The 23,668-nt window shown below is 49.9% G+C and carries 21 protein-coding genes and 1 pseudogene; 18 read left to right on the top strand and 4 right to left on the bottom strand.

What is annotated here, in order from left to right:
- Window positions 1-10: 10 nt before the first annotated feature.
- From CBW46_RS00295 to CBW46_RS00270, 6 genes are all read left to right on the top strand, one after another.
- Window positions 11-853, top strand: a complete 843-nt coding sequence (locus CBW46_RS00295) for an MBL fold metallo-hydrolase (RefSeq protein ID WP_089198045.1) — start codon at window positions 11-13, stop codon at window positions 851-853.
- Window positions 854-1,535: 682 nt separating this feature from the next.
- Complete coding sequence (locus CBW46_RS00290) at window positions 1,536-2,648, top strand: Gfo/Idh/MocA family protein (protein ID WP_207802211.1); 1,113 nt, start codon at window positions 1,536-1,538, stop codon at window positions 2,646-2,648.
- Between the two features lie 41 nt (window positions 2,649-2,689).
- The gene (locus CBW46_RS00285; RefSeq protein WP_089198044.1) at window positions 2,690-3,448 is read left to right on the top strand and encodes a sugar phosphate isomerase/epimerase family protein; all 759 of its coding nucleotides are present in this window, start codon (window positions 2,690-2,692) and stop codon (window positions 3,446-3,448) included.
- 170 nt (window positions 3,449-3,618) lie between these two features.
- Entirely contained in the window at window positions 3,619-4,941 is a 1,323-nt protein-coding gene (locus CBW46_RS00280) for an ABC transporter substrate-binding protein (RefSeq protein ID WP_089198043.1), read from the top strand.
- A 46-nt stretch (window positions 4,942-4,987) separates the two neighbouring features.
- Complete coding sequence (locus tag CBW46_RS00275; protein WP_089198042.1) at window positions 4,988-5,869, top strand: carbohydrate ABC transporter permease; 882 nt, start codon at window positions 4,988-4,990, stop codon at window positions 5,867-5,869.
- Between the two features lie 12 nt (window positions 5,870-5,881).
- Complete coding sequence (locus CBW46_RS00270) at window positions 5,882-6,724, top strand: carbohydrate ABC transporter permease (RefSeq protein ID WP_207802210.1); 843 nt, start codon at window positions 5,882-5,884, stop codon at window positions 6,722-6,724.
- A gap of 93 nt (window positions 6,725-6,817) precedes the next feature.
- Here the strand turns inward: CBW46_RS00270 and CBW46_RS00265 are convergent, their stop codons facing one another.
- Both CBW46_RS00265 and CBW46_RS21115 read right to left on the bottom strand, forming a co-directional pair.
- The gene (locus tag CBW46_RS00265; protein WP_243633111.1) at window positions 6,818-8,149 is read right to left on the bottom strand and encodes an MFS transporter; all 1,332 of its coding nucleotides are present in this window, start codon (window positions 8,147-8,149) and stop codon (window positions 6,818-6,820) included.
- Window positions 8,150-8,380: 231 nt separating this feature from the next.
- Complete coding sequence (locus CBW46_RS21115; protein ID WP_089198040.1) at window positions 8,381-8,605, bottom strand: hypothetical protein; 225 nt, start codon at window positions 8,603-8,605, stop codon at window positions 8,381-8,383.
- Window positions 8,606-8,823: 218 nt separating this feature from the next.
- Here CBW46_RS21115 and CBW46_RS00255 point away from each other — a divergent pair, with 218 nt between their 5' ends.
- The 3 genes from CBW46_RS00255 to CBW46_RS00245 all read left to right on the top strand — a co-directional run bounded on the left by CBW46_RS00255 (window position 8,824) and on the right by CBW46_RS00245 (window position 10,357).
- Window positions 8,824-9,225, top strand: coding sequence for a hypothetical protein (locus CBW46_RS00255; protein ID WP_089198039.1), 402 nt, complete (start codon window positions 8,824-8,826; stop codon window positions 9,223-9,225).
- A 6-nt stretch (window positions 9,226-9,231) separates the two neighbouring features.
- Window positions 9,232-9,516 (top strand): hypothetical protein, encoded by a 285-nt coding sequence (locus CBW46_RS00250; RefSeq protein ID WP_089198038.1) that lies wholly within the window; start codon window positions 9,232-9,234, stop codon window positions 9,514-9,516.
- Window positions 9,517-9,715: 199 nt separating this feature from the next.
- Complete coding sequence (locus CBW46_RS00245; protein ID WP_089198037.1) at window positions 9,716-10,357, top strand: rhomboid family intramembrane serine protease; 642 nt, start codon at window positions 9,716-9,718, stop codon at window positions 10,355-10,357.
- Between the two features lie 281 nt (window positions 10,358-10,638).
- Here CBW46_RS00245 and CBW46_RS00240 read toward each other — a convergent pair whose 3' ends face one another.
- On the bottom strand, window positions 10,639-11,730 hold the full coding sequence (locus CBW46_RS00240; RefSeq protein WP_089198036.1) for an AI-2E family transporter: 1,092 nt from the start codon (window positions 11,728-11,730) through the stop codon (window positions 10,639-10,641).
- 202 nt (window positions 11,731-11,932) lie between these two features.
- Between CBW46_RS00240 and CBW46_RS21110 the strand changes: the two genes are divergently transcribed.
- The 9 genes and pseudogenes from CBW46_RS21110 (at window position 11,933) to glpK (ending at window position 21,604) form a co-directional block, all read left to right on the top strand.
- Window positions 11,933-12,088: a hypothetical protein gene (locus tag CBW46_RS21110; protein ID WP_165842156.1), complete on the top strand. Its 156-nt coding sequence runs from the start codon at window positions 11,933-11,935 to the stop codon at window positions 12,086-12,088.
- Window positions 12,089-12,206: 118 nt separating this feature from the next.
- The gene (locus tag CBW46_RS00235; protein WP_089198035.1) at window positions 12,207-12,542 is read left to right on the top strand and encodes a hypothetical protein; all 336 of its coding nucleotides are present in this window, start codon (window positions 12,207-12,209) and stop codon (window positions 12,540-12,542) included.
- A gap of 414 nt (window positions 12,543-12,956) precedes the next feature.
- On the top strand, window positions 12,957-13,601 hold the full coding sequence (locus tag CBW46_RS00230) for an SOS response-associated peptidase (RefSeq protein WP_089198034.1): 645 nt from the start codon (window positions 12,957-12,959) through the stop codon (window positions 13,599-13,601).
- A gap of 412 nt (window positions 13,602-14,013) precedes the next feature.
- Window positions 14,014-14,139, top strand: a complete 126-nt coding sequence (locus CBW46_RS21995; protein WP_279386446.1) for a hypothetical protein — start codon at window positions 14,014-14,016, stop codon at window positions 14,137-14,139.
- Window positions 14,140-14,994: 855 nt separating this feature from the next.
- Complete coding sequence (locus tag CBW46_RS00225) at window positions 14,995-15,918, top strand: tyrosine-type recombinase/integrase (protein ID WP_243633110.1); 924 nt, start codon at window positions 14,995-14,997, stop codon at window positions 15,916-15,918.
- Between the two features lie 217 nt (window positions 15,919-16,135).
- Window positions 16,136-16,850: pseudogene (locus tag CBW46_RS00220) on the top strand (class I SAM-dependent methyltransferase).
- Window positions 16,851-17,668: 818 nt separating this feature from the next.
- Window positions 17,669-18,073 (top strand): Gfo/Idh/MocA family protein, encoded by a 405-nt coding sequence (locus CBW46_RS00215; protein ID WP_089198033.1) that lies wholly within the window; start codon window positions 17,669-17,671, stop codon window positions 18,071-18,073.
- A 1,187-nt stretch (window positions 18,074-19,260) separates the two neighbouring features.
- Complete coding sequence (locus CBW46_RS00205) at window positions 19,261-20,079, top strand: MIP/aquaporin family protein (RefSeq protein WP_089198031.1); 819 nt, start codon at window positions 19,261-19,263, stop codon at window positions 20,077-20,079.
- 34 nt (window positions 20,080-20,113) lie between these two features.
- Complete coding sequence (gene glpK / locus CBW46_RS00200; protein WP_089198030.1) at window positions 20,114-21,604, top strand: glycerol kinase GlpK; 1,491 nt, start codon at window positions 20,114-20,116, stop codon at window positions 21,602-21,604.
- Window positions 21,605-22,748: 1,144 nt separating this feature from the next.
- Here glpK and CBW46_RS00195 read toward each other — a convergent pair.
- On the bottom strand, window positions 22,749-23,513 hold the full coding sequence (locus CBW46_RS00195; RefSeq protein WP_089198029.1) for a sugar phosphate isomerase/epimerase family protein: 765 nt from the start codon (window positions 23,511-23,513) through the stop codon (window positions 22,749-22,751).
- Window positions 23,514-23,668 lie beyond the last annotated feature (155 nt).

Here is a 23,668-nt window from a genome sequence, read left to right as displayed (position 1 = left end):
CCATAAAACCATGCCATATCCCGTAAATGTGCGTACCGGCGAAGCGTTAATCCGTGAGATCGATGCCACCCGGGCGCCGGCCGGCATGCTCGCGATCTGGTTCCTAGGCCAGGCCAGCGTTATTATCAAGGGCGGGGACACGGTGGTGTACATAGACCCGTATTTGTCTGAGTCTCCGCACCGCGCATTTCCGCCGCCGCTTACGCCTGAGCAGATGACAAACGCCACATACTGTTTGATCACACACGAGCATACGGATCATTTGGATGCCGACACGATTGCAAAGCTCGCCGCAGCTCACCAGGACATCGTCTATATGGCGCCGGGTGTTTGCAGGGAAAGCCTGCTGCAGTTGGGCGTGTCTCCCGCTAAGCTGCATGCAGCGCGCACAGATGAATGGTGGGAGGCCTCGGATGTCCGGATTAAACCGGTTCCGGCGGCGCACGAACAGTTGGAATATGACGCCGAGCTGGGCCATCGTTTTGTCGGTTATATCCTCGAGCTGAACGGCGTCACCCTGTATCATGCAGGCGACACTACGGTGTACCCTGGACTCGCGGAGTCGTTACAGGCCGAATCGCTCGACATCGCACTGCTGCCAATCAATGGACGTGATGCGTTCCGCACCGCGCGCAACATCATAGGCAATATGAATTACCGAGAAGCTGCCGAGCTGGCGGCGGCCGCGCAGATCGACACCGTCGTACCATTGCATTACGACATGTTTGCCGGAAATGCGGAAAACCCGGGCTATTTCGTGGATCACTTGTATAAACATTTTCCGACTCAAAAGAGCCATGTGATGGCAAGGTTTGAACGGTATATTTATGTATCGGCTGCGGCTTTGCTGTGAAAGGCGCATATCGAAGCCAGCGTGCACTAGCGTATGCCCCTATGCCATTGCTCTGCCACCTGATACCGCGTGGTTAAAGGAGCATTCGACGCAGCACCAGCACCACCGTACACAGGATTGCCCACCGAACGCATCCGGGATGAGCATGCCTTTGCACACTACCCAACATTCGCTGCCTGGGAAATGGGTGTGGGGTGGAGAAGCGAAGCGTTCGCATTTGAAATATGATTCCTACCACTAATTTTAATTCAGAGGAATCAGACTTCAACGGCGATCGGAATCCCATACCCATTTCCCTCCCCCCCGCACAACGCATGGGTTGAGGATCATTCGGCGCCGGGCCAGCGGGCAAGCCAACGGCAACGTGTTCCCCACAACTCTGTCCTGCTACGAGGCAACGCGTGGGTTAGGAACATCGGGTCACAGTAGTGTCTGCCGAACGCATCCGGGACGAGGATCCTTTTGCACACTAGCCACCATTCGCTGCCTAGGAAATGGTGTGGGGCGGAGAAGCGAAGCGTTCGCATTTGAAATCCGATTCCTACCACTAATTGTAATTCAGAGGAATCAGAGTTCAACGGCGATCGGAATCCCATACCCATTTCCCTCCCCCACACAACGCCTGGTTACGCTACCATGGTATTTTCTCAACAATTCTACAAAGGCAGGTGAGATCTACATCATGCAGAAAGTGAAAATCGGCGTTATCGGCTGCGGCCAAATCAGCGGAAAATACCTGAAAAACTGCACGCAAACCTTTGACAACATTCTGGAAGTGGTTGCATGCGCGGATCTCATGCCGGAGTTAGCCCGACAGCGCGCCGAGGAATACGGCATTCCCAAGGTATGCAGCGTGGAGGAGCTGCTCGCTGATCCGGACATTGAGATGGTATTGAATCTAACCGCGCCTGCAGCGCACGCGGCGATCAATATGCAGGCGCTACACGCGGGGAAGCATGTCTACACCGAGAAACCGTTCGCGCTCAACCGCGAAGACGCTGACCGAGTCATCGCACTCGCGGAGGAAAAGGGGCTGCTGGTCGGCTGTGCTCCGGACACCTTCCTCGGCGGCGGACTGCAGACATGCCGAAAGCTCATCGACGAAGGATGGATCGGCACCCCTTACGCGGCAAGCGGTCTGATTTTGATGGGCCATCCATCCAGTGGACTGCATCCGAATTTTCAAAACTTCTTGCGGCTCGGTGGTGACCCGCTTCTTGACATGGGCCCCTACTACATGACGGCGCTCGTATCCATGCTCGGACCGGTGCGGAGGGTCGCCGGATCTGCGGCAACGCTTCACCACGAGGTGACGATCATGAACCCGAAATCTCCCCGCTTCGGTGACAGCGTGCCGGTGGAAGCGCCGATGAACGTCACCGCACTGCTTGAGTTCGAGAGCGGCGTACTGGGCAGTCTGCAGGCGGCGAAGGAAAGCTTTGGCTATACTCCGAGACTCGAGATATACGGGACGGAAGGCATCTTGTATGCGCCGGATCCTAACTTTTTCGGCGGCAAGATTGCTGTGAAGCAGCACAGCGGAGAAGTCAAAGAGTTCCCCTGCTCACACGGGTTTACCGATGAAAGCCGGGGCATAGGCTTGGCGGACATGGCCGGCGCGCTGCGTGCGGGCAGGACACACCGTGCCAACGGCATGTTGGCACGACATGTGCTGGATATCATGCTCGGAGTGATCGATTCCGCCAACACAGGCAGACACATAGCAATGCAGACCTCATGTGAGCGGCCAACCCCGCTGCCGCTCGGATTAAAATATAATCGGCTGGAGCTCTAGCGACGGTCGGGAAAACTTTTACAAAAGGATGGTGTACGGCTATGAAAAAGTTTCCGGTAGCTTTGCAGCCTTATACGATACGTGATGAGCTGAGTCAAGACTATCTTGGTTCTTTGGAGAAGGTGGCTGCGATCGGTTACCGTGGAATCGAGCTCGGACCTCCCGAGGACATGTCAGTGCCGGAGCTGAAAGCTCATTTGGACCGTCTGGGCCTCCAAGTGATCAGCAGCCATGCGAGCCTTGATGCGCTGACCAATCAGCTGGATGCACTCATCGATTACCTGCAGCAGGTCGGCGGCACTTATGCGGCACATTCATCCAGGTTTGAATCGAAGCAGCAAGTGCTTGATTCCGCCGCCGCGTTCAACCGGATCGGGGAGCGCTGCCGTGAGCACGGCATACAATTCTTATACCATAATCATAATTGGGAATTCGTGAAGTTCGACGGGGCATATGCTTTGGATATTTTGCTGCGGGAAACCGATCCTGACCTGGTGAAAATGGAGCTGGACACCTACTGGGTCAAACGCGGCGGAGAGGACCCCGCGGAATACTTACGGAAGCTGTGTAACCGTTGTCCTCTGCTGCATATCAAGGACATGGAGCCCGGCGAAGAACAGTTTTTCGCTGAGATCGGTGAAGGTGTTCTTGATTTTAACGGCATCTTCCAGGCAGCCGAAGAGGCAGGCACGGAGTGGCTAGTGGTCGAGCAGGATCGCTGCCGCAGGCCGGCATTCGAAAGCATTGCGATCAGCTATAACAATTTGCATGCGCTGGACATCATCCAGCAGGGTGCATAAGGCGAAGAGCAACCGGTGCAATTCATTACAGCCTATGAGAGGCGGCAGTTGAAGGTTCAGCCTGGCTTATTTCGAGCGGGCTGCTCTGTCGTTTCGATCAGACAGCTGAATATTTTGATTGATGCAGGCGGTACTACACAGGTCAATGCGGTTTATCTAGGAGGGAGCACATGTACAAGAAGGTACTGTCAGTGATGTTGTCGGTAGTGCTGCTGTTTGTCACCGGCGCATGTACATCAGGCGGAGATAACGCCTCCAACTCCTCCAACACGGGCGGCAAGGACGGCGGAACGGGAGATGCGCAGCAGAAAAAAGGCAAACTCGTGTTTTGGGATAAATCGGAGTATGTGAAGGATTACAACGATTTTCAAAAAGAACGGGTTGCCCAGTTTTCTAAAGAATTCAACATTGATGTCGAATATGTAGCCATACCGCCCGCCGATTTAAAAACCAAGCTGATGGCGGCGGTTGAAGGAGGGAATCCTCCGGATCTCTTGTTAGCCGATGATTTTGTCGCAAAGCAATTCGTGGGAAATAACCAGTTGGTTGAGGTATCGGACATTCTCAAACAGTTTGATTTTCGCGAGGATTCTAAGAAATATGCCTACGCTGCGGAAGGCTGGTACGAAATCCCCGTCTATCACACTCCGAACGTGATGTATGTGCGGAAAGATAAACTGGAGGAGAAAAATCTTCAGCCGCCCAAGACATGGGAGGAAGTGAGAAACGTAGCCAGAGCCATCAACGACCCCAAAAACAACTTTTACGGGCTCGGATTTCAGCTGGGCGGCGGTGGAGATTCGGACGGACGGATCAACAATTTGATCAGAACGTTTGGCACTGACGTGGTCGATAAGGACGGCAAAGTAACCGTGAACACGCCGGAGGCGCTGGAGGCGCTCAAATTCGACGCAAGCTTCTTCCAGGAAAATCTCACACCGCAAGGCGCTATCACCGGGGACGACGCATACAACAATAACATCTGGCTGGCGGGTCAGGTGGGCATCGTGTTTAACTCCAGCAGCATTTATGCCGCCATGAAAAAAGATAAGCCTGAATTACTGGCGAAAACGTTGGTTATGCCATGGCCCGCAGGTCCTAAAAGACAGTTCGGCTCCGGTGGCGGAACCGTGTTTGTGATGTTCAATAAAGCTAAAAATACCGAAGCTGCCAAACAGTACATCAAGTACTTTTTTGACAAAGAATATTACGGAAAAATGCTGGAGAAGCTGTACGGACTCGCAGGTCCGGTGCTGAATGGGCTGGAAAACACGGAATTCTGGCAGAGGCCCGAGAACAAAAGCTGGTTCGACGCCACAAAAAACATCGTGCCGCTCGGCGATCCCGCTCCTCCTGATGCGCGCGCTTCTCAAGCGGTGAGTGAGGCCATCCTGTCAAAGGGCGTGCAAAAAATTGTCGTAAACAAGATGGATCCGCAGAAAGCGTTGGATGAAATCGAAAAGGAATACAAGAGGGTATACGAGAAAAAATAAAAGCGCGTGGGGCCATGAATGAAGTGCTCCCGCGCGGGCAGGTGAAATGATGCCGCGATCGAACCGTAAAACTGATTTGCTGTTGGGATATACGTCCGTGATGCCGATTGTCATTATCATTTTCGTAGTAATCGGCGTCCCGTTTGTTAACGCGCTATACTTAAGTTTTACAGATAAAACGGTAGGAGCCGACGCGAATTTCATAGGTCTGGATAACTATCGCGAAATCTTGTCGGACCCGATCTATTGGAAAGTATTAAAAAACACATTCGTCTATTTCGTCACCGACGTCTTCTTCAAACTGGTGTTCGGCATGATATTTGCGCTGACTGTCAATCAACAGTTTTTCGGTAGATCCGTCGTCCGGGTGTTGTTCCTTGTGCCCTGGGCTATTTCCGGGATGGTTGCGGCGCTCACCTGGAAGTGGATGTACAACGATACGTACGGTATCATCAATCAGATTTTGCTTGACTTCGGGCTGATCGAGGTACCGGTGGCCTGGCTGAGCGGACCTAATATCGCGTTAGTCTCCGTTATTATCGTGAACATTTGGCGCGGAATTCCGTTCTTTCTGTTCAGTATACTGGGAGGGCTTCAGACGATCGACCGGCAGTTGTATGAAGCCGCTAAAATCGACGGCGCAGGACCCATCCGCCAATTTATTTCGATCACTATTCCGGCGATCAGCTCGGTCATCGTTATCACCACAATGCTGTCCTCGATCTGGACATTCAATGATTTTGAGAATATTTTCTTGATTACGGGAGGGGGCCCTTTGTACAATTCGGCGGTGATCTCCGTGTACACCTATGAAATGGCTTTTCTCCAGAACGATATGGGCAAATCGCTCAGCGTGGCGGGCTCCATTATTCCCATTCTGCTGGTGCTGATGTTCTTTATGACACGGAAGCTCAATAAGGATGAGTGAGGAGGGATGGTGGTGAAGGCAGCCACAGTGCGCACGATTCAAAAAAACGTACTGATTTATTGTATCGTCATTGCCGGTCTGATCTGGACGTTATTTCCGGTATACTGGATGGTGAAAACTTCTTTCACACCGAACGAACATATGTACGCCTCTAAGCCCGCGTTGATCCCCACCGAAGTGACCGCGCAGCACTATGTAGACCTGTTCAATGAGACTGAATTTATGGGAAACATTAAAAACAGCTTATACGTGTCCGGACTTGCCACATTAGTGTCTCTGGTGATCAGCATTTTCGGGTCATACAGTTTAACGCGACTGAAATTCAAGGGCCGCGACTTTCTTGTAAAAAGCATTATTATTTGCTATTTGATGCCGGCTGCCGTGCTGTTCATACCGATGTATGTGCTGGTGAGCAAGCTCGGTTTCGCCGACAACAAGTTTGGTTTGCTAATTATTTATCCGACGTTTATCGTACCTTATTGCTGCTATATGCTGCTTAGTTACTTCAAAGCTATTCCTAAATCGCTTGAGCAGGCTGCACTCATCGACGGATGCAGCCGGCTGCAAACGCTGTGGAAAATCATTCTTCCGATCGCGGCTCCGGGCATCGCTGTGGTAGCGACATTTGCTTTCACGATGTCGTGGAATGAGTTTTTGTATGCGCTTGTCGTAACAACCAGCCCAAGCCAGCAGACCGCGACGATTGGAATTGCGAGCTTTAAATTTTCCGACACATTCATCTGGGGTCTGCTTATGAGCTCCTCAGTGATCGCGTCGATTCCGGCAGCAGTGCTGTACCTTGGCGCTCAGTCGTTCGTTATCGGCGGACTGGCGGACGGAGGCGCCAAGTATTGATTCAGTGGTTTAAGTTCAGGCGGTACGGCCAGCACCTTGGGCGCTTATGTCTCAAGGTGCTTTTTTTACATAATTTTATTTATGTAAACTAACTCACGGCCCTTGCACAGGTGTGTCCACCGGGTCCGCCAGCCATTTGCGCAGCAGCACCCATGCGGCCAGGGGAGCACTGCCAAGCAGAACCAGCAGCGTGGTGAACAGCGGGTGAGACGGCTCCTGAGCGAGCACACCGATGAAGACTAGGGTGCCGAACACGCGGCCTGCGTTGAGCGCCATCTCCCGAAGGACAATGTATTCCACCCGTCGGCTCGCGCTTTCCTCATCCCGGCCGATCACGTCAAATACGACCGACGTGAGCGGAATCGTGTACAGCGGAAAAAACACCCCGATCATGATGCCAAAGACCAACAACGTCGCGTAGCTGATCTCCCAGTAAAACGGGAAAATGGCCAGTATGATCGCGACAATTCCCACAAGCGAGCCCCAGAGCCGGTTGCGGCGCTCAAATAGCCGGCCGGCCAGGGGATAGCTGATAATACCGATCGCGGACGTAATCAGAGAGTAGTTGCCGAGCTGCATCTCGTTGCGTGTTGCGATGTAAACCAACAGACCGATTGCGAAGCTGAACACGCCCTCCCGCACACCTTGTGCGGCCATGGCTGCGCTGATGCGGCCCCATGGGCCGCCGCGTTCCGCGATTTGCCGCACACCGAATAACCAACCGTACGAATCCTGAGCTTGCCTTTTCTTCAAAAAAAAGCTCGCCACCACACCGACTAGAAACACGCCGAGGGATAAGCTGAAAATAAGATGATAGCCCAGAGGATCACTTATCCGTGTAATCAGATAACCCGCAATCCATGGCGCAATCATGTAAGAGAATGAAGTAAGCAGTCCGGCGAAGCCATTGAAGCGGTCGCGATTCTCACGGTCGGTCACTTCAAAGTAAACCACGTTGTTAGCCAGCCAAAACAGACCGTCCGCCGCCCCTTGCAGCGCCCCGAGCGGCAGTATGTAAGTCACGGCTCTTGCACCGAGCAGCAGCACCAGCAAATAAAACAGGGCGGCCACCCCGACGCCAAGGCGCAGCGCGTTCATCTTGTTGCCTTCTTTAACCTGCTTCCCGGCGATCCACAGGGTCAGCGCCATCGCCACATACTGAGCGACGAAGAACCAGGCGATCATTAACAAGTCATTGTTAAGCTTCCACAGGTACACGCCGACGAAGGTGTCGGAGAATGCGTTACCCAGTAAATACAGTCCCTGAACGAACAGCAGTAATCGGGACTGTGCGTCCAATTCAGCCTTTGGCTGCCGCTTGCCCCAATTGAAACGACCGCCGAATCCACGCCGCATTTGATTTGCCACGCTGTGAAACGCCGCTCGTAAGTTGTGTGGGAACCGCTCTTTAGTCTGGTCCTTCATTGCTCCCCCCGCAATTGAAAAGAAATAGGAAAAGGCCTTCTTATGTACTGTCCCCCAAACCGTATGAAAAAACCCAGGCGTGTGAGCTCGGTATGACTGCGTGTGCTTTCACGGTAACGCCAATAAACGGAAGGGAGCCGGCTACGATTCCCTTCCGCTGCGTGACAGTTGCTGTCGCTGTTGCGACCACGCGATGTAATTAGAAATGAAGAGCTTTAAGCTGCACTCGCGCTATTCCAGGTTACCCGCGCATGCCGTTCCGGCTTGCGGTTCCCCCGCTGCCGCTGCGGCTGCTGCGCCAGCTGCCGGGCCTGCTCCGCGGGCAGCGCCGGCTCCCGCTTCTGCGCCTAGCTCGTTTGCCAGCTGCTGCACTTTTTGCTCCGCCTCCGGGCTTTGGGCCTCAGCTTGAGCAGCGTTGATTCCGTGGGATATCACGTTGTTTTCAGTTCCTGCCATGAGATTATCACCTCCTTTGTCACTAAAACAGTATCTCTCCAACACCCCGACATTATTACTCGCACGGCCGTGTGTGGTCGCAGACACCCGAATAATTAATTACCAATTTGTGTAACCTTATAGAAAGCTCTGACCGCGTTTAATGTGCACTGGTTTCCGGTTAAAAACATGCTATTGCCGCTACCAGCAATTGCTGCGATAAAACAAGGGGGAGTTCCATGCAATTTCAGACACTGGTGCGCTCCATAGACGAGGACAGCATCACGGACGTTGAGGTGCTAATACGCAAACTAAGAAGCGAGCTGCCGCAAGTGTACAATGCAAAATCCGTTGAGGCGTTCAGCGACGTTTTTCTTTATGTGCTGCAGATTGGCGTGAAGCTGGGGTACAGTCCCATGATGCTGTATCTCCCCGCCAGGCCCCAAGTGCTTCCGAATTTGGTTGAGCAGTTCAAAAAGATCAATATGACCATCGCTAGACGGGAGCAGCATCAAGACTGGTTTCATGATCTGTTCGCACTGTTCGTAGGTATGGCGAGTGTTCTCAGGCTGTCGTGGCATGATATAGAAAGACGAATTGTCGAGGGCAAAACAGACAAACTAGGAGATGAAAGGAGATGAAACGGTGTGCACGATAATATGCAGAGTTATATTCAAGAGCTGATCACAAGGAATCCTGGTATCTTTACCGACGATGACTTCAAAGAATGCCAGGAAGCGGTGACAGATATTACAGCGATGATAAGTAACCTCGAAGCCTCAATGTTCAAGTTCAGGAGAAAGCTCACCAACGCCGCCGAAGCAGAGGAGCCGGACAAAGAAAAAATTATTTATTTGCGCGGCTTGGTGGATGGTATGGGGCTGGCTATCAGGCCGTTAGAGAATCATTATGGGCCGGTCAATCAGGTGTAAATAATACCGACAAGCTCTCCGCGCATAGGCGCGGTTTTTTTATGGCAGCGACAACCCGCCGCATTTGCTACCATGCTTCGTGTGTTCTATAATTAATGCAATTTCGAACATGGTAATGTGCGTTAATTTGCTGGTAACAGCTGTATATATAGCGATAACATAGTTCGCAGAGGTGAAAAACCGGAAAGGGAGTGTGCGCTTGTTCATACGAAGGGAAAGCTTAAAGCAATATGTCCGGTTGTATCCGGTCACGTCTGCGGTCATTCTGATCCATCTGCTCGTTATGGCTGCTATGGAATGGGAGGGTTCGACGATCGCCGAGGATACGCTGCTGCGATTCGGAGCAATGTTCGATCTGCCCGGCATGCAGCCGGAGCTATGGCGCTATGTCAGCTCGATATTTATTCACATCGGCTGGGAGCATCTGTTGTTCAATAGCTTCGCGCTGTACGTATTCGCAGCGCCGCTGGAAAGGCTGCTCGGCTCGGCGCGCTATGCGGTGTTTTATCTGGCCTGCGGCATTATCGGGAACGCGGCGAGCGCCTGGCTGCACGCCGATTATTACATTGGAGCAGGAGCGTCCGGCGCGATCTACGGCGTGTATGCCGCTTACTTGTATTTGTCAATATTCCGCAAAGATCTGATTGACTACCAATCCAAGCAGACGGTGATGACCATATTGATCATTGGTTTCGTGTACTCGTTCGTGATTCCTAACGTGGATGTGTATGCCCACACAGGCGGTTTCGTCGGCGGTCTCCTTCTCACCGCGGTGCTTTCTGCTTTTGTGAAGCGCAGGCAGCAGGCGACAAGCTGGAACGACCATATAAGCCAACGCTAGCAGTAGACAGTGCAGCGCTCTCCGCCCATTCACATCGCAACAACACGCCTGTGCAACAGAACTTTGCAAAACGCTCTAGTAAGCTGACCAATGCACAGTACACCTTAGTACGCGTTGCAAAAACGCTTGAGTAAGCTGCACCAATGCACAGTCTACCTTAGTACGGACAATGCATTGGTGCATTTTTAATATTTAGCCAAGAACTTCCTTTAAGGTTGCCCGACGTCATCCATTTTTTGCCGCGGCGCTGTCGTTTTACCGCTCCTTCGCAGTCGGTGAAGTCAGGCTTCTTCCACGAGCTCCTCCACTTTTTCCTCAAAAAATAACCGATAGATGTGCACCACCACGATTTTGATCACCATATACACCGGAATCGCAAGAATCAAACCTAGTATGCCGCCCATGTCCCCGGCCACCAGCAATATAATCACGGTGGTCAGCGGATGAATATCCAGCTTTTTTCCATAGATATGGGGTGACAGCAGCGTCTCTTCCACTTGCTGCGCAACTATTATGACAACGAGCGACCATAGCACCATACTCGCAGATTCAGTGAATGCTACGATCAGTACCGGCACAGCCCCAAGTATGGGACCGACGTAAGGGATCAGGTTGAACACCGTGCCGACCAGTGCCAAGAGCAGCGGGTAAGGCAGCCCGATGAGCAAAAAGCCGAGGAACATAATCACGCCAAGCAGCAGCGTGATAATAACCCTCCCGACGATAAAGCCGCTTAGCGCCGAGTCGATTTCATGGATGGCCTTTTTACCGTCGGCGCGATAGCGGCGAGGAATGATGTGCAAGACGGAGGAGGGCAGCTGATCACCTTCTTTTAGCATGTAATACAGGATAATAGGCACGGTGGCAACCACGATGACGAAGTTTGTCACCAGAGAGATGGCGCCGCTCATGTAATTCCTGGCTGCCTTAATTCCATTGCTAAGGTATTCGGACAACTGAGTTGAGAGACTTGATCCGTTTTGCCAGAACATCGAAACAAGCCTGTTTTGCTGCAGCTCATCCACCTGCTGTTGAAATTGTTGCACGAGTTCAGGCGCTCCCTGTGTGAAATTATTCATCTGTGTTTCAAGCGTAGGCCACACCATGACCAGAAAAAGAATAAACCCCGTGCCCAGCAGGAAGTACATCAGCAGGATCGCAACCATAGTGTTCACTTTGCGCTTGCTTAAAAAGTTCACTATGGGCCGCATCAGATAGTACAAAAATCCTGACAAGGTAATAGGCACAATCAAAATGTTAAACATCATGTAAAGTGGTTTGAAAATGAAGTTGACTTTGGATAAGAGCAGGATGATCAGTAGTACACAAATAATACCTAGACAAATTTTGAAAAACTTGCTCTGAAGAAGCATGCCATCGACTCCCCACTACCGAGTAGTTGCGCTAATGTTGCTTCTCGTTTATTAACCCAACCGGGCGGTCCGCAAATCATCAGCACCGGCTGCAGGTTTCAAGCACGGCTTGTGATGGGTATGTTTTGTCAGAAATGGATGATATTCCATGGCTAGGCTCTTACCGTCAAGACCGACAGGGAGATGAGGAGGAGGACAACCGATGAATAGAATGGCCGGTGTGTTTTTTATGTCGATGGTGACTGCACTATACCACATAGACCGCATGTCGACAGCACGTAGATCGCACGTCGACAGCACGTCGACGTATTCTGTCCACGCAAAAACCGAGTCGGCTGAAGCTGCTGCCGCCAATTAGATTTCGCCAACAGGGACAATACGACCGCCGCTACCGATTAGCGCTACGTGGTGTTTCTGAATGGAAGGAACACAAGTTTGCCGTGTTCCATGAGGCTTATCGGGGGGTAATCGCAGACTTGACCGGGGCAGATTTTTTCCGTGGTCAAGCAGTATTCGGCGAAGGGCTCACCGGTGTAGGTGGTGACCAGTGCAAAATACCGGCCTACGTCCGGGGAGAGATTATGCGCAGATTTAACGGGGGCGGATTTTTCCGTGGTCAAGCAGTATTTGGCTACCGGCCCCTAAGTCCGGGGAGATTCACACTATGGCAAACGGCCGGCGGTCCGGCGCACATGACTTACTCACAACATGCGGCACTGCTGACAGGCTATGATGAGAATCACGTGAATTCCAATGATCCTCTGGGCAATCGCACGAAAGCTTCGGTGGTGATCTTTCAACACGCGTGGTAGCAGATGGGTAAGCAGGCAGTGGCCGTCATCCGAATGAGTGGTAGCAAGCGCGAAAACCTGAGAACGCGGTTACGATTTACCGCGTTCTCTTCTGCGTCTACGATATATACTGAAACCGAAAGCAGCGAGAATGGGACCAACAACGCCAATCCCGATCAAAATCAAATCGGCGGGGGATAAAGCAGGCCACATGACTATCGTCTCCTCATACAACGAGCCCGTCTAAATTTAGGTCTAACAGTTTATGTTTTAGTATGGCTCAGATGCGTATTTCCATTCAAACGGTCATAATCCGCCGGTTGCGCCATCCACAACTTAGTTGCTTCCGCCTCGATTCAATTTTCCGTTATGTGACTGCGTGTATGACGTGCATGAAGAACGGCCATAATAACCAAAACATCTGGCGGTGGAAAAATGTGTGAATCGATCAGCATCCTTGCCGACGCGGCGGAATTAACTGAGAAGTTTGGCCTGGATAACATACTGTTTTATGTTTCGAACAGGTATGACATCCGCCCCACTCAATCCATCCCGGCAATCGTGGTTCGCGAACGACAACGGCAGCTGGATGAGTTTCGTTGGGGTCTGATGCCATTTTGGGCGAGAAATGCGGTATGCATGGACAGCGACTCTATTCCGGACCAACGTATTTATCGGCGCATGTTTGGAAAGCAGCGCTGTGTTATTCCTTGCAGCGCATTTTACGTTTCGAAAACTGTTGGCAGGCACTCGCAGTGGGTACGGATCGCTATGCGCGCCGGTACCTTCGGCATTGCGGGTCTGTATGACGTATGGAGCTCCCCCTCCGGTGAGGAGCTTCGAACCTGTACGATGCTGATGACCGCGTCCAATCCGGAGGTCGCAGCGCATCATGATCGCATGCCCGCGATCCTCGAAGACGGAGAGGTGGAACAATGGCTGCAGCCTGAGCTGCGAGATCCGGTTGCACTTCATAAACTGCTGCGGCCCGCGGATGGCTCCCGCATGAGCTTTCAGCTGTTGGATTCGCATAAGGATAAATTTGCGCCGCAGCACGATCCGGAACCGGCATATTCATAGCGCATCGGGCAGGTTGGACTGACGTACGGGGTAAGCTGCAGGCGGTAGCGAGCGAGCACGCTTGGAGCTGCACGGGGAACGGCCCACAGTAGCGAGTACGGTTTTGGGATCTGCGACGGCGCAGGGCCCCCAGCAGTAGGGAGTGAACACGTTTGGCAGCTGCGACGGCGAACGGCGAAAGCCGTCTCACCGTATGCAAAATTCACACAGCGCATTTTTGGGTAAGTAATAGTACGGGTCTTACATGATGTGACGATCCCGGGACATGCGAGTCAGTGTAGGTTCTAGCGCAAAACGAGGCGAGCACAAGCAAGTGCCGCACGTACAAGGTTATGAAAAAATGTTTTGCTGGAAAAACTAACTACATCAACAGCTTCATGTTTAACCAGAACGAAAAGGATGGTGTCTTGGCATGCCAAATGAAACAGAACTTAACCAAACGGTGGAAGAGAACTCACCAGAGGATGCACATGAAGAATGGCTGCAGCAGGTGAATGAGATTCTAGCACCGAGAGATCCGGAGCCAATGAGAGATTAAAACTTGAGCAAAAAACACCCCGTTCGTGGGTGTTTTTCTTATTCCTGGGAACTTGGCACGTTTAGCGTACTACCGAGGGAAACCGCAGTCTAGCAACTGCGTTGGGGAAACCCGTGCTCCCGGTCATCGAGGCCGTGCAATCTGCGTGGAGTATAGTGAACTTTCACGGCTGAAGGCGGGAACTTGCTCAGTGGGCAGATCAGCGGGCAGCTAACATGGAGCGCTGGGCCGCTGTGCAGGCCGACCGGCTGTACCGCTGAGCTCTACCATGATAGTTAACATATAAATAATTATGTAAACATCCTGCCTCAATCTCAGCGTATGCACTGAAAGTAAACAAATTTAACACGCATCATTTTAGCTGTCTGAAAGACTTTGTTTACAGCGTGTCGACATAGAAGAGTTCAGTTCCATCCTCCTGCCGGATTTAAGAAACTCGGGTTAGCGTGGCTGCGCGGGAGGATAGGGCACACTGGGTGTAAGGCTGGAGATGTGCCTGCGGCACCATTTTCGCCGAACAGGAACGGACGTGGAGCGGGAGATTCACTAGGAATCGAACAAATGTTCCATATGAGTAAGATTAATCAATCAACGGAACGCGTGTGTGTGGCCGTGAGCAGTAAAAACTCGCCCGCTACGCCGCGAGACGCGCATAGGGAATGTGGGACTCGTCGGATCATCGACTGGATTGAGATTTTATGCTAAAAAAGTGTCATATTCAGGAACATATGTGCTATACTTAAGTGCGCAAAATAAGTATTTTGCGTACTTTCATCTCTGAGCGATTTTTTTTCGCTAGGACAGGGCAGTATTAAGCATCTTCGATACAAAAAAATGTAGTAGGTGGGTTGCAAGGTGGCGCGCAATTATGAACTGGAAGAACGCTATGAAAAAGAGATACATGCCTTTTCGATCTGGATGAAACAAGCGGGGTTTACCGATACGACACAGAAAGAATACATGCGGGAAGTTATGGCTTACTTGGAATCGCTTGGCGGTTTGCCGGTAACAGGCGCAGGTAAAATTAACGTAATCGGTTTCTTAGTTTCAAAGCAAAAATCAACCGGTGACAAGACACGAAACCGTACGCTATCCGCGATACGGTCCTTTTATGCAGCGTTGATGGATTTTGAATTGGCGACCCGCAATCCGGCGATGGAAGTGAAGAAGTCAAAAACCGAATCAAACAAGAGGCCGATCTATTTGGATGAACACGAACTGCTGGTAGCGCTCAACCATATCGACGGACGTTATAGGGACCGGAACATCGCTATTTTCTTGCTAATGGCGTATTGCGGTCTGCGTGTGGGTGAGGTACATAGGCTAAATTTGGCGAATTTCAAAAAGGGGAAGGGCACGATCGAGGTTTATGGAAAAGGGAGAAAATGGAACGAGATCCCTGTGCCCGAGGCGCTGTCCGAGTACCTTGAACGGCTTCAGACAGAACGGATCACTCCGTACAATAAGAAAGAGGATGCATTTTTTGTCTCGCAGAAGGGCAGAAGGCTGTCCATTCGGCAGATACAAAAAATAGCTGCTCAAACCTTCGCCGCATTTAAGGCTGCGCACCCGGAACTAGCGGATATGAAGCTCACATCGCATAAATTGCGACACTCATTTGCCACCATGCTGCTGCGCAATGGGGTGGACATCCGGGTGGTCAAGGAATTGCTCGGTCATGCCTCGATCGAGACGACCATGTTATACACGCATGTCAATGACGATCAGAAAAAGCAGGCAATGTCCACGATCAACATACCGCTAGACAAAATTATATAACCCGCCGTGCAGGTTAAATGTCGCGTGGTATGGGAGTTTTCGGCTGGGCACTGCAGGCGTAACACAATCTCATGGTACCAGTATACTGTTAGACCCGGCCCTAAATCGTTGGGGAAAGATTCGATAGAGATACACTTAATCAACAGCAGAAGATTAGCATTGTCGTATCCGAGCTTGACCGTGATTTACATTAAGAAGACGAACGAGAAGGTAATTTATGGATGAGACGATTTATTCTAATGAGGAGATCCTTAATTATGCTAGATTCCTGATTAAAAGAACAATCTAAATTTAATTGGGATGCTTTCTATTCTGAAAGAGGCAGGACAGTTCCGTTTTTCGTAAATGCTCCGGATGAAAACTTGGTTTAATATTTTAAGAACAATTTGCTGACACCAGGAGGAAGGTCCTAGAACTGGGTTGTGGACCGGGAAGAAACGCTATTTATTTTGCCAAGCAAGGCTATGATGTTGATGCAGTAGACTTATCTGAAGAGGCTTTGCAATGGGGTAATGAGAGGGCTAAAGAGCAAGGGGTCAGTATAATTTTATTTTTAAAAATCTTTTTGATTTGGATATTCAGAAGGCAGAATACGATGTAATATACGATTCTGGATGCTTTCATCATACTGCTCCACATCGAAGAATTGATTATGTCAAACTGCTAAACCAAGCTTTAAAACCTGGTGGATTCTTTGGAATCACGTGTTTTGTTGAGAATGGCGTGGTAGGTGGAGCCGATATTACTGATTGGAAGTTTACCGTAAACGTAGCCTAAGAGGCGGACTTGGATATACTCCTGAAAAATTAACGAGGATATTTAAAGACTTTCAACTGGTTGAGATCCGGACAATGCAGGATATAGAACAACCAAGTGAGTATTTTGCTATATCGGGATTATGGGCAGCTCTGTTTCAAAAGAGAGCAAAATAATATTGAGAGATCGACACCTAAGTTTAGTTTGAGGTATGTGCTACTGAAGTTCGGATTTAATTGATACTGGACAGACACGGGAAGGATGGTTGTCTATAAAGAAGTTTTCCACGGATGGTTATTTCTTTGGGTGCTGAAATCCTGCGAGTGAGTGAGCATACGTGAGAAAAAACCTTAATACTGAGGGACTGGCAGTTTAACGTAGAAAAAGGACGATAACTAACCATTTTCGTGGTAACGTTTGTGTAAGGGCATTCTTGCATTAGGAGGTGATAATTCTCGTTAATGTTAGAAAAGCCAATGAAAACGATTTATTAAGAGCTGTTGAATTATCTGAATTATGGGTCTCTGAATCTATCACTTACGGGTCCCACGGGCAGTGGAGTTCAGATATAGACGTTACATTGAACGCGCTTAATTGGGTACGGTTAGAATACTATTGGATAATAATATGACGTAAAAGGAGGGAAAAAAGATGAGGGTCGCCTTTGCAACTGACTCAGACTATGGCTACATACGAGATCGTGACCATCATATTTTGAGAGATTAATCAAAAATAAAGGGAAGTGAAATATACATTCTGAGGAACCAAGATGAAAGTAATATCGGATGGCTGAGATATGGATTTTTTTGGGATAACACCCCTTTCATGAACGGGGTCGATGAACAATATCGAGGCAAGGGTGCGTCATACCGAGAGTTTTTGGAGAATCAGACGATCCAGTTCCTGGGCAAATTAATGAAGGAAAAGATTCGTTCCAGCGTACACAGTTAGACCTCAGTTATATTAAATTTTCTTGAAGGTGGGTTACTATAATATGATCAAAGTCGGTATTTTGGGAACGGGATTCGGGAAGTACCATGCGGAGTTGTACAAGAAGATCGAGGGATTCGAGCCGGTAATGATCTATGGAAGAGACGAGGCCAGACTAACGGATATCGAAAAGCAATTAGGTATCAAAACGACGACGAGCATTGAAGAAATCATAACCAATCATGAAATTGATTTGATTGATATTTGCTTGCCTACTTCATTGCATGCCAAATGGGCAATTGAATCGCTGAACAATAAAAAGATTGTTCTTTGCGAGACGCCTTTGGCGTATGAACGGGCAGAGGCGGAGGAAATCAAAAAAGCAGCTGAAGAGAATGGAAGGGCGGTTTTCGTTGATTTATTTGATAAGTTTTCAGCACCGCACCATACAGCCATAAACAAAATTTAGGGGAAGTCATTTCATTCCGATCCTATAAAAAAACTTCTCCCAAATGGGGAAGTCTTGGCTTAAACAAAAATGTGTCAGACTTTCATATTCATAACTTCGACTTTTTGGTAGAGGTCATGGGAATGCCGCAAGAAGTGTTTTAGAACGGACTGGATCTAAAGGATGAATCGGTTGTCATTACGACTCTAAATTACCATAACAAGATTGCGATAATTGAAAGCGCCACACATTTACCGGTCTCATCGCCTTTTCTGACAGGATTTGAGATTGTCTGTGATCAAGGAACTCTTACATTCGATGGGCAGTATGGGGAACAGACGAAGGAACAATTCGCAATTTATTACAAGGATGGGCGCAAAGAGAATCGTGGAGCCGGAAATGAAAGATGATTACGAGGAAGTATTAAAACACGTTAGGGATTGTATCGAAAAGAACGAGAAAAGCAGATATCTTGATATTTGCCAAGCAATAGATGCCATGAGAATCAAGCAGGCTGTATTACATTCTTTAGCTGCAAAGAGCTTTGTAAGTATTTAATCATACGATAAGGAAAATTACATAATGAGCGACATTCTAAATGGATCTCAGGGCTTTCGACGGAGCAACAAATGTTCTTGATGCAGAGGGGATTCCTTTCCCCAAAGTGGATGAGATTCCAAAAAACTTTCAGAAGTATTTGTCCGATATCGTGCTATCCTTGCTGACACAAATAAAGAATTGTAACAGAACAAGAATACGTGTCATTTAAACAAAGCACAACGCAACAACAGATTAGTGTCGAAGCAGCAAAGAATAAAAAAGGAAATAATTTTTTGACTCCACTGTGGTTATCGATCGGTATCATATGCATGAACGGCCTTATTAATCACTGTGATATTACGATGGAAACGGGTACGTTAGCATACAATAGGTGAAAAAGACATTACATCACAAGGCGCCGTGATTGGGCAGCGTCTTATTCTTAATTTAAGCTCCTCACGCTAACGTTTTTAATATATTTGCCGAAAGCTTGCGCATTGACATCGCTTACAATCAGTATTATTATGGGATCAAGTTAATAGCGTGATGGAGAACCGGAGAGCACAGCAAAAACCCCCCCCCGATTTCGGCGGGGCATTTTGTTAGCGCTCTCTTTTTCTTTGTCTCGGCAGATTGGTCCCAAGTTAGAGACACAGGAGGTTGCTATCATGACAGCATGGATGGGTGAATTGCTGGGGACGATGATTCTCATCGTGCTTGGCGGCGGTGTGTGTGCAGGCGTTTCTTTGAACAAATCGTTTGCCGCGAATGCGGGTTGGATTGTGATCGGCATGGGCTGGGGGCTTGCGGTAGCCGTTGCCGTGTATGCCGTTGGCCATGTCAGCGGGGCGCATTTGAATCCCGCCGTAACATTGGCCCTGGCTTCTACTGGTAAGTTTCCCTGGGCGGACGTTCCGGCGTATCTGCTCGCGCAGATGGCCGGCGCGATTCTGGGCGCAGCAATTGTGTACCTGCATTACCTACCGCATTGGAAAGCGACGGCGGATGCCGACGCCAAATTGGGAGTGTTCGTCACCAGTCCGGCGATCGATCATCCGCTTTCGAATCTGCTCAGTGAAATAATCGGCACGTTTATTTTTATTGTAGCGCTGTTGGCCATCGGCGCGAATAAATTTACGGAGGGCTTAAACCCGCTGATCGTCGGGTTCCTTGTGGTCAGCATCGGCTTGTCGCTCGGCGGTACAACCGGCTATGCCATCAATCCGGCGCGCGACCTGGGCCCGCGCATTGCACATTTCCTGCTCCCCATTTACGGTAAAGGCAGCTCGAAATGGAAATACGCCTGGATCCCGGTAGCCGGACCCCTGCTCGGGGGATGCTTCGGCGGTTTATTTTATCAGCACTTTTTCCTGGGACAGCAGAATCCGCTTTTCTATGTACTCATGCCCCTGATCGCGGTGGCGCTCATTCTCGCCCACCACATCGGCGTGCGGCAAGCCGGTCGAACTCACAATGCCGCTGCTTAATCCACAACTATTTTTAAGCGAGGAGGACTTTCAGATGGAACAATACATTTTGTCACTAGACCAGGGGACTACCAACTCCCGTGCGATCTTGTTCGATAAAAACGGGGATATCGTGTACACGGCGCAGCGCGAGTTTCCGCAATATTTTCCGAAACCGGGCTGGGTCGAGCACAATGCGCAGGAAATTTGGAGTTCAGTGCTGGCTGTTATTGCATCCTGTGTATCCGAATCCGGTGTGAAACCAGAGCAGATTGCTGGCATCGGCATTACCAACCAGCGGGAAACCGCCGTCGTTTGGGAGAAAGAAACGGGCCGACCGGTGTATAACGCCATCGTGTGGCAGTCCCGCCAGACGTCAGGCATCTGCGACGAATTGAAAGCCAAAGGTCTGGAGAAGGTGTTCCGGGACAAAACGGGGCTGCTGATCGATCCGTATTTCTCCGGCACAAAGGTGAAGTGGATCCTGGACAACGTCGAGGGGGCGCGGGAGAAGGCGGAGAAGGGCGAGCTTCTTTTCGGCACGATCGACACCTGGCTCATTTGGAAGCTTTCCGGCGGCAAGGTCCATGTAACCGATTACTCTAATGCCTCGCGGACATTGATGTATAATATTTACGATCTGCAGTGGGAAGACGAGCTGCTGGAGCACTTGACGGTGCCGCGGTCGATGCTGCCGGAAGTGAGGCCTTCCTCCGAGGTGTACGGCCACACGGTGGACTATCATTTCTTCGGGGCCACTGTCCCGATTGCCGGCGCGGCGGGGGACCAGCAGGCGGCGCTGTTCGGCCAAACCTGCTATGAAAAGGGCATGGTCAAGAACACCTACGGCACAGGCTGCTTCATGCTGATGAACACCGGCGAAAAACCGGTTCGTTCCAAGCACGGTCTCGTAACAACCTTGGCCTGGGGACTGAACGGCAAAGTCCACTATGCGCTGGAGGGCAGCATTTTTGTGGCGGGTTCCGCGGTGCAATGGCTGCGTGACGGGCTGCGGATGTTCCGGCACGCCGCCGACAGCGAGGCGTATGCGGAGCGGGTGCCCTCCACGGATGGCGTCTACATGGTTCCGGCCTTCGTGGGACTCGGAAGCCCTTACTGGGATAGTGAAGTCCGGGGCGCCATGTTCGGCCTGACCCGGGGTACGACCAAAGAACATCTTGTCCGTGCCACCTTGGAAGCGCTTGCGTATCAAACCAAAGACGTGCTCACCGCCATGGAGCAGGACGCCGGCATTCCGCTGAGCAACCTGCGGGTCGACGGCGGAGCGGTGAAGAACAATTTTCTCATGGGCTTCCAATCCGACATTCTGGGACTGCCGGTGGAACGCCCGGTAATCAACGAGACTACCGCTCTCGGTGCTGCGTATCTCGCGGGCCTGGCCGTCGGTTTCTGGCAGGATCGAAGTGAAATTTACGGCAAATGGAAGCTCGACCGCCGGTTCGAACCTGCCATGCAGGAAGACGAGCGCACTCGGCTGTACGATGGATGGAAAAAAGCGGTACATGCTGCAATGGCTTTCAAATAAGCCGCTGTTGTGGTAAGCTGGATATAACAAGTTAATATGTGTCTGGAGACTCGGAGAGACTGCACACGCCCTTCACGGTGAATACGGGCGAATTAAAAATAGTTACTGAACAAGAGATACTGCACCTTTTTAAGCAGCATCTCTGTTTTTTTGACTTAGTCCCTGCCACTATCCTTCTTACATGAGCGACTTTTATCTTGTAATCGCTCCCACCTGCGTTGTACTGATGTCACATTTATCTGAAACGTTTCGGGTCAGTAGGAGCAACAATTGCGAACTGGCCAAAGAATTGAAATACAGTGAGTCAAGCACGTTGTCTCATTCCCGTGAGAGGGGAGAGTGGGTAAGTACCATTAAGTTAATGGGCAAACCAGGCAATTAAAATTCTGGCCGGCTATTGGCCTCGTTCGCTATTATATAATGAAATTATACTATGCTAATTCCTCTGGAGACAGATGCTTGCTTTGCCAAGTTCAGATAAAATAGAAGATTGACGCTGGTGTCGGGGGTCAAGAACATTGTCCCATTAAAGGTCGCGATAAACGCGGCTTTTTTAGTTATGGGAAGATTATTACAGGAACTTAAATTTCGAATGTACAAATGGCATGCGGATTCCAGATTAGTCTAAACTGAATCGGCATTTTTTACGAAGGGAGGCTCGGGAATGGGACAATGTATATCAAGGATTTTTCAGATTACTTTTTCACAAAACCCGTATTTTGTACATATGTCTATGAATCGTTTGTAAGTCTATTTCTTACTGGTATCTTTGTCCGACAAGAACTTGAACCCATTCCCGACATTTCTATTCTGTGAATTGTTTATCCTCTATCCCTTTTGCGCTTTTAAAACTTATACAATTATAGGGGTGTCAAAGCTTTGACACCCCCGCCCAAGGAAATTATTTGTGTAAGGCACGCTTTAAAGCCGTATTATATCCGATTACAATTCTCTGACTGATTTCAGCCCTTCTGAGAAGTCATAATTCGGAACTAAATTTCCTCAATTGTGGACCAACGCTTTCACCCCATTTGAAAATAAGTCATTCTTTCACCGCGCTTCCACTGTGAACCATGCTGGACTGGATCCATAACAGCAGTTTCTCAAAGCCCAAATTTAGACAGTTTCTATCTTATTATGCATCTTACATCCACTTTTCTCTCATGAAGCGCAAGCTGGCAGGCAATTGTTTCTCAGGGTCAGTCACAGTACACTCGACGGAAATCAAGCCGTTATAGCCCGCTTTTTTTAGGTTAGCCACAAAAGTATCATAAGGATACTGTCCGGTGCCCGGCGATAAGCGCCCTGTATCAGCAAGGTGGATATGCGCCAACCAATCTTTATTTTCGATTAATGTGTTAAGTGGTTCCTTTTCTTCATCCATATGGTAAAAATCAGCAAGTCCACGAATAGCAGCGCGGTTTACCTGCTTGGCAAAATAAACCCCTTCCGATACGCTGTTGATTATGTTGGATTCTTTCGTGTTCAAAGGCTCGATTGCCAATGTCACGCCCGTGCCTTGGAATTCATCTGCAATCCAGTTGAGAAGATCTACAAACTGGTTCTCGGCACGCGCCTGTTCCCATCCTTCCGGAATATTGCGCGATCTGCCGCTACCGAGCACCGCAACACTTGCGCCAACCTTGGCTAAAGCGTCGGCAGCCTTGGCAACGTAATTTCGAACCCTACTCTTGTCCACTTCGGGGCCGACAACCTTAATATCGCTCGGAAAAAAGATATTGAATGCGCTTACCGGAATCGGACTGTTAAGGTAACTCGGCAATAATTTCTTATATTCCTCGTCATCCTCCAATTTTAATGACGCTAATGCGCATTCAATGTAATCGAATCCCAATTCCTGAAGCATAGCGGCGTCTTGAATTCCCCTGCACCAGCCAAACTGATTCATTGATTTTCCTCCTTATTCTTGCGGAACTTGGTTAAATTTTTCATTGTAACCTCGCGCAGGCATTCTCTTCCTTGCTCGTTGTTCATCCCCCTCCACTCGTTCTCCCCCTTTGTCCATCTCGTACAATAAATTATAAGTTCCACGTTTAGAAAATA

The organism is Paenibacillus xerothermodurans, assembly GCF_002220865.2.
Classification (GTDB): domain Bacteria; phylum Bacillota; class Bacilli; order Paenibacillales; family NBRC-103111; genus Paenibacillus_S; species Paenibacillus_S xerothermodurans.
This window is presented reverse-complemented; position numbering and strand designations above follow the sequence as displayed.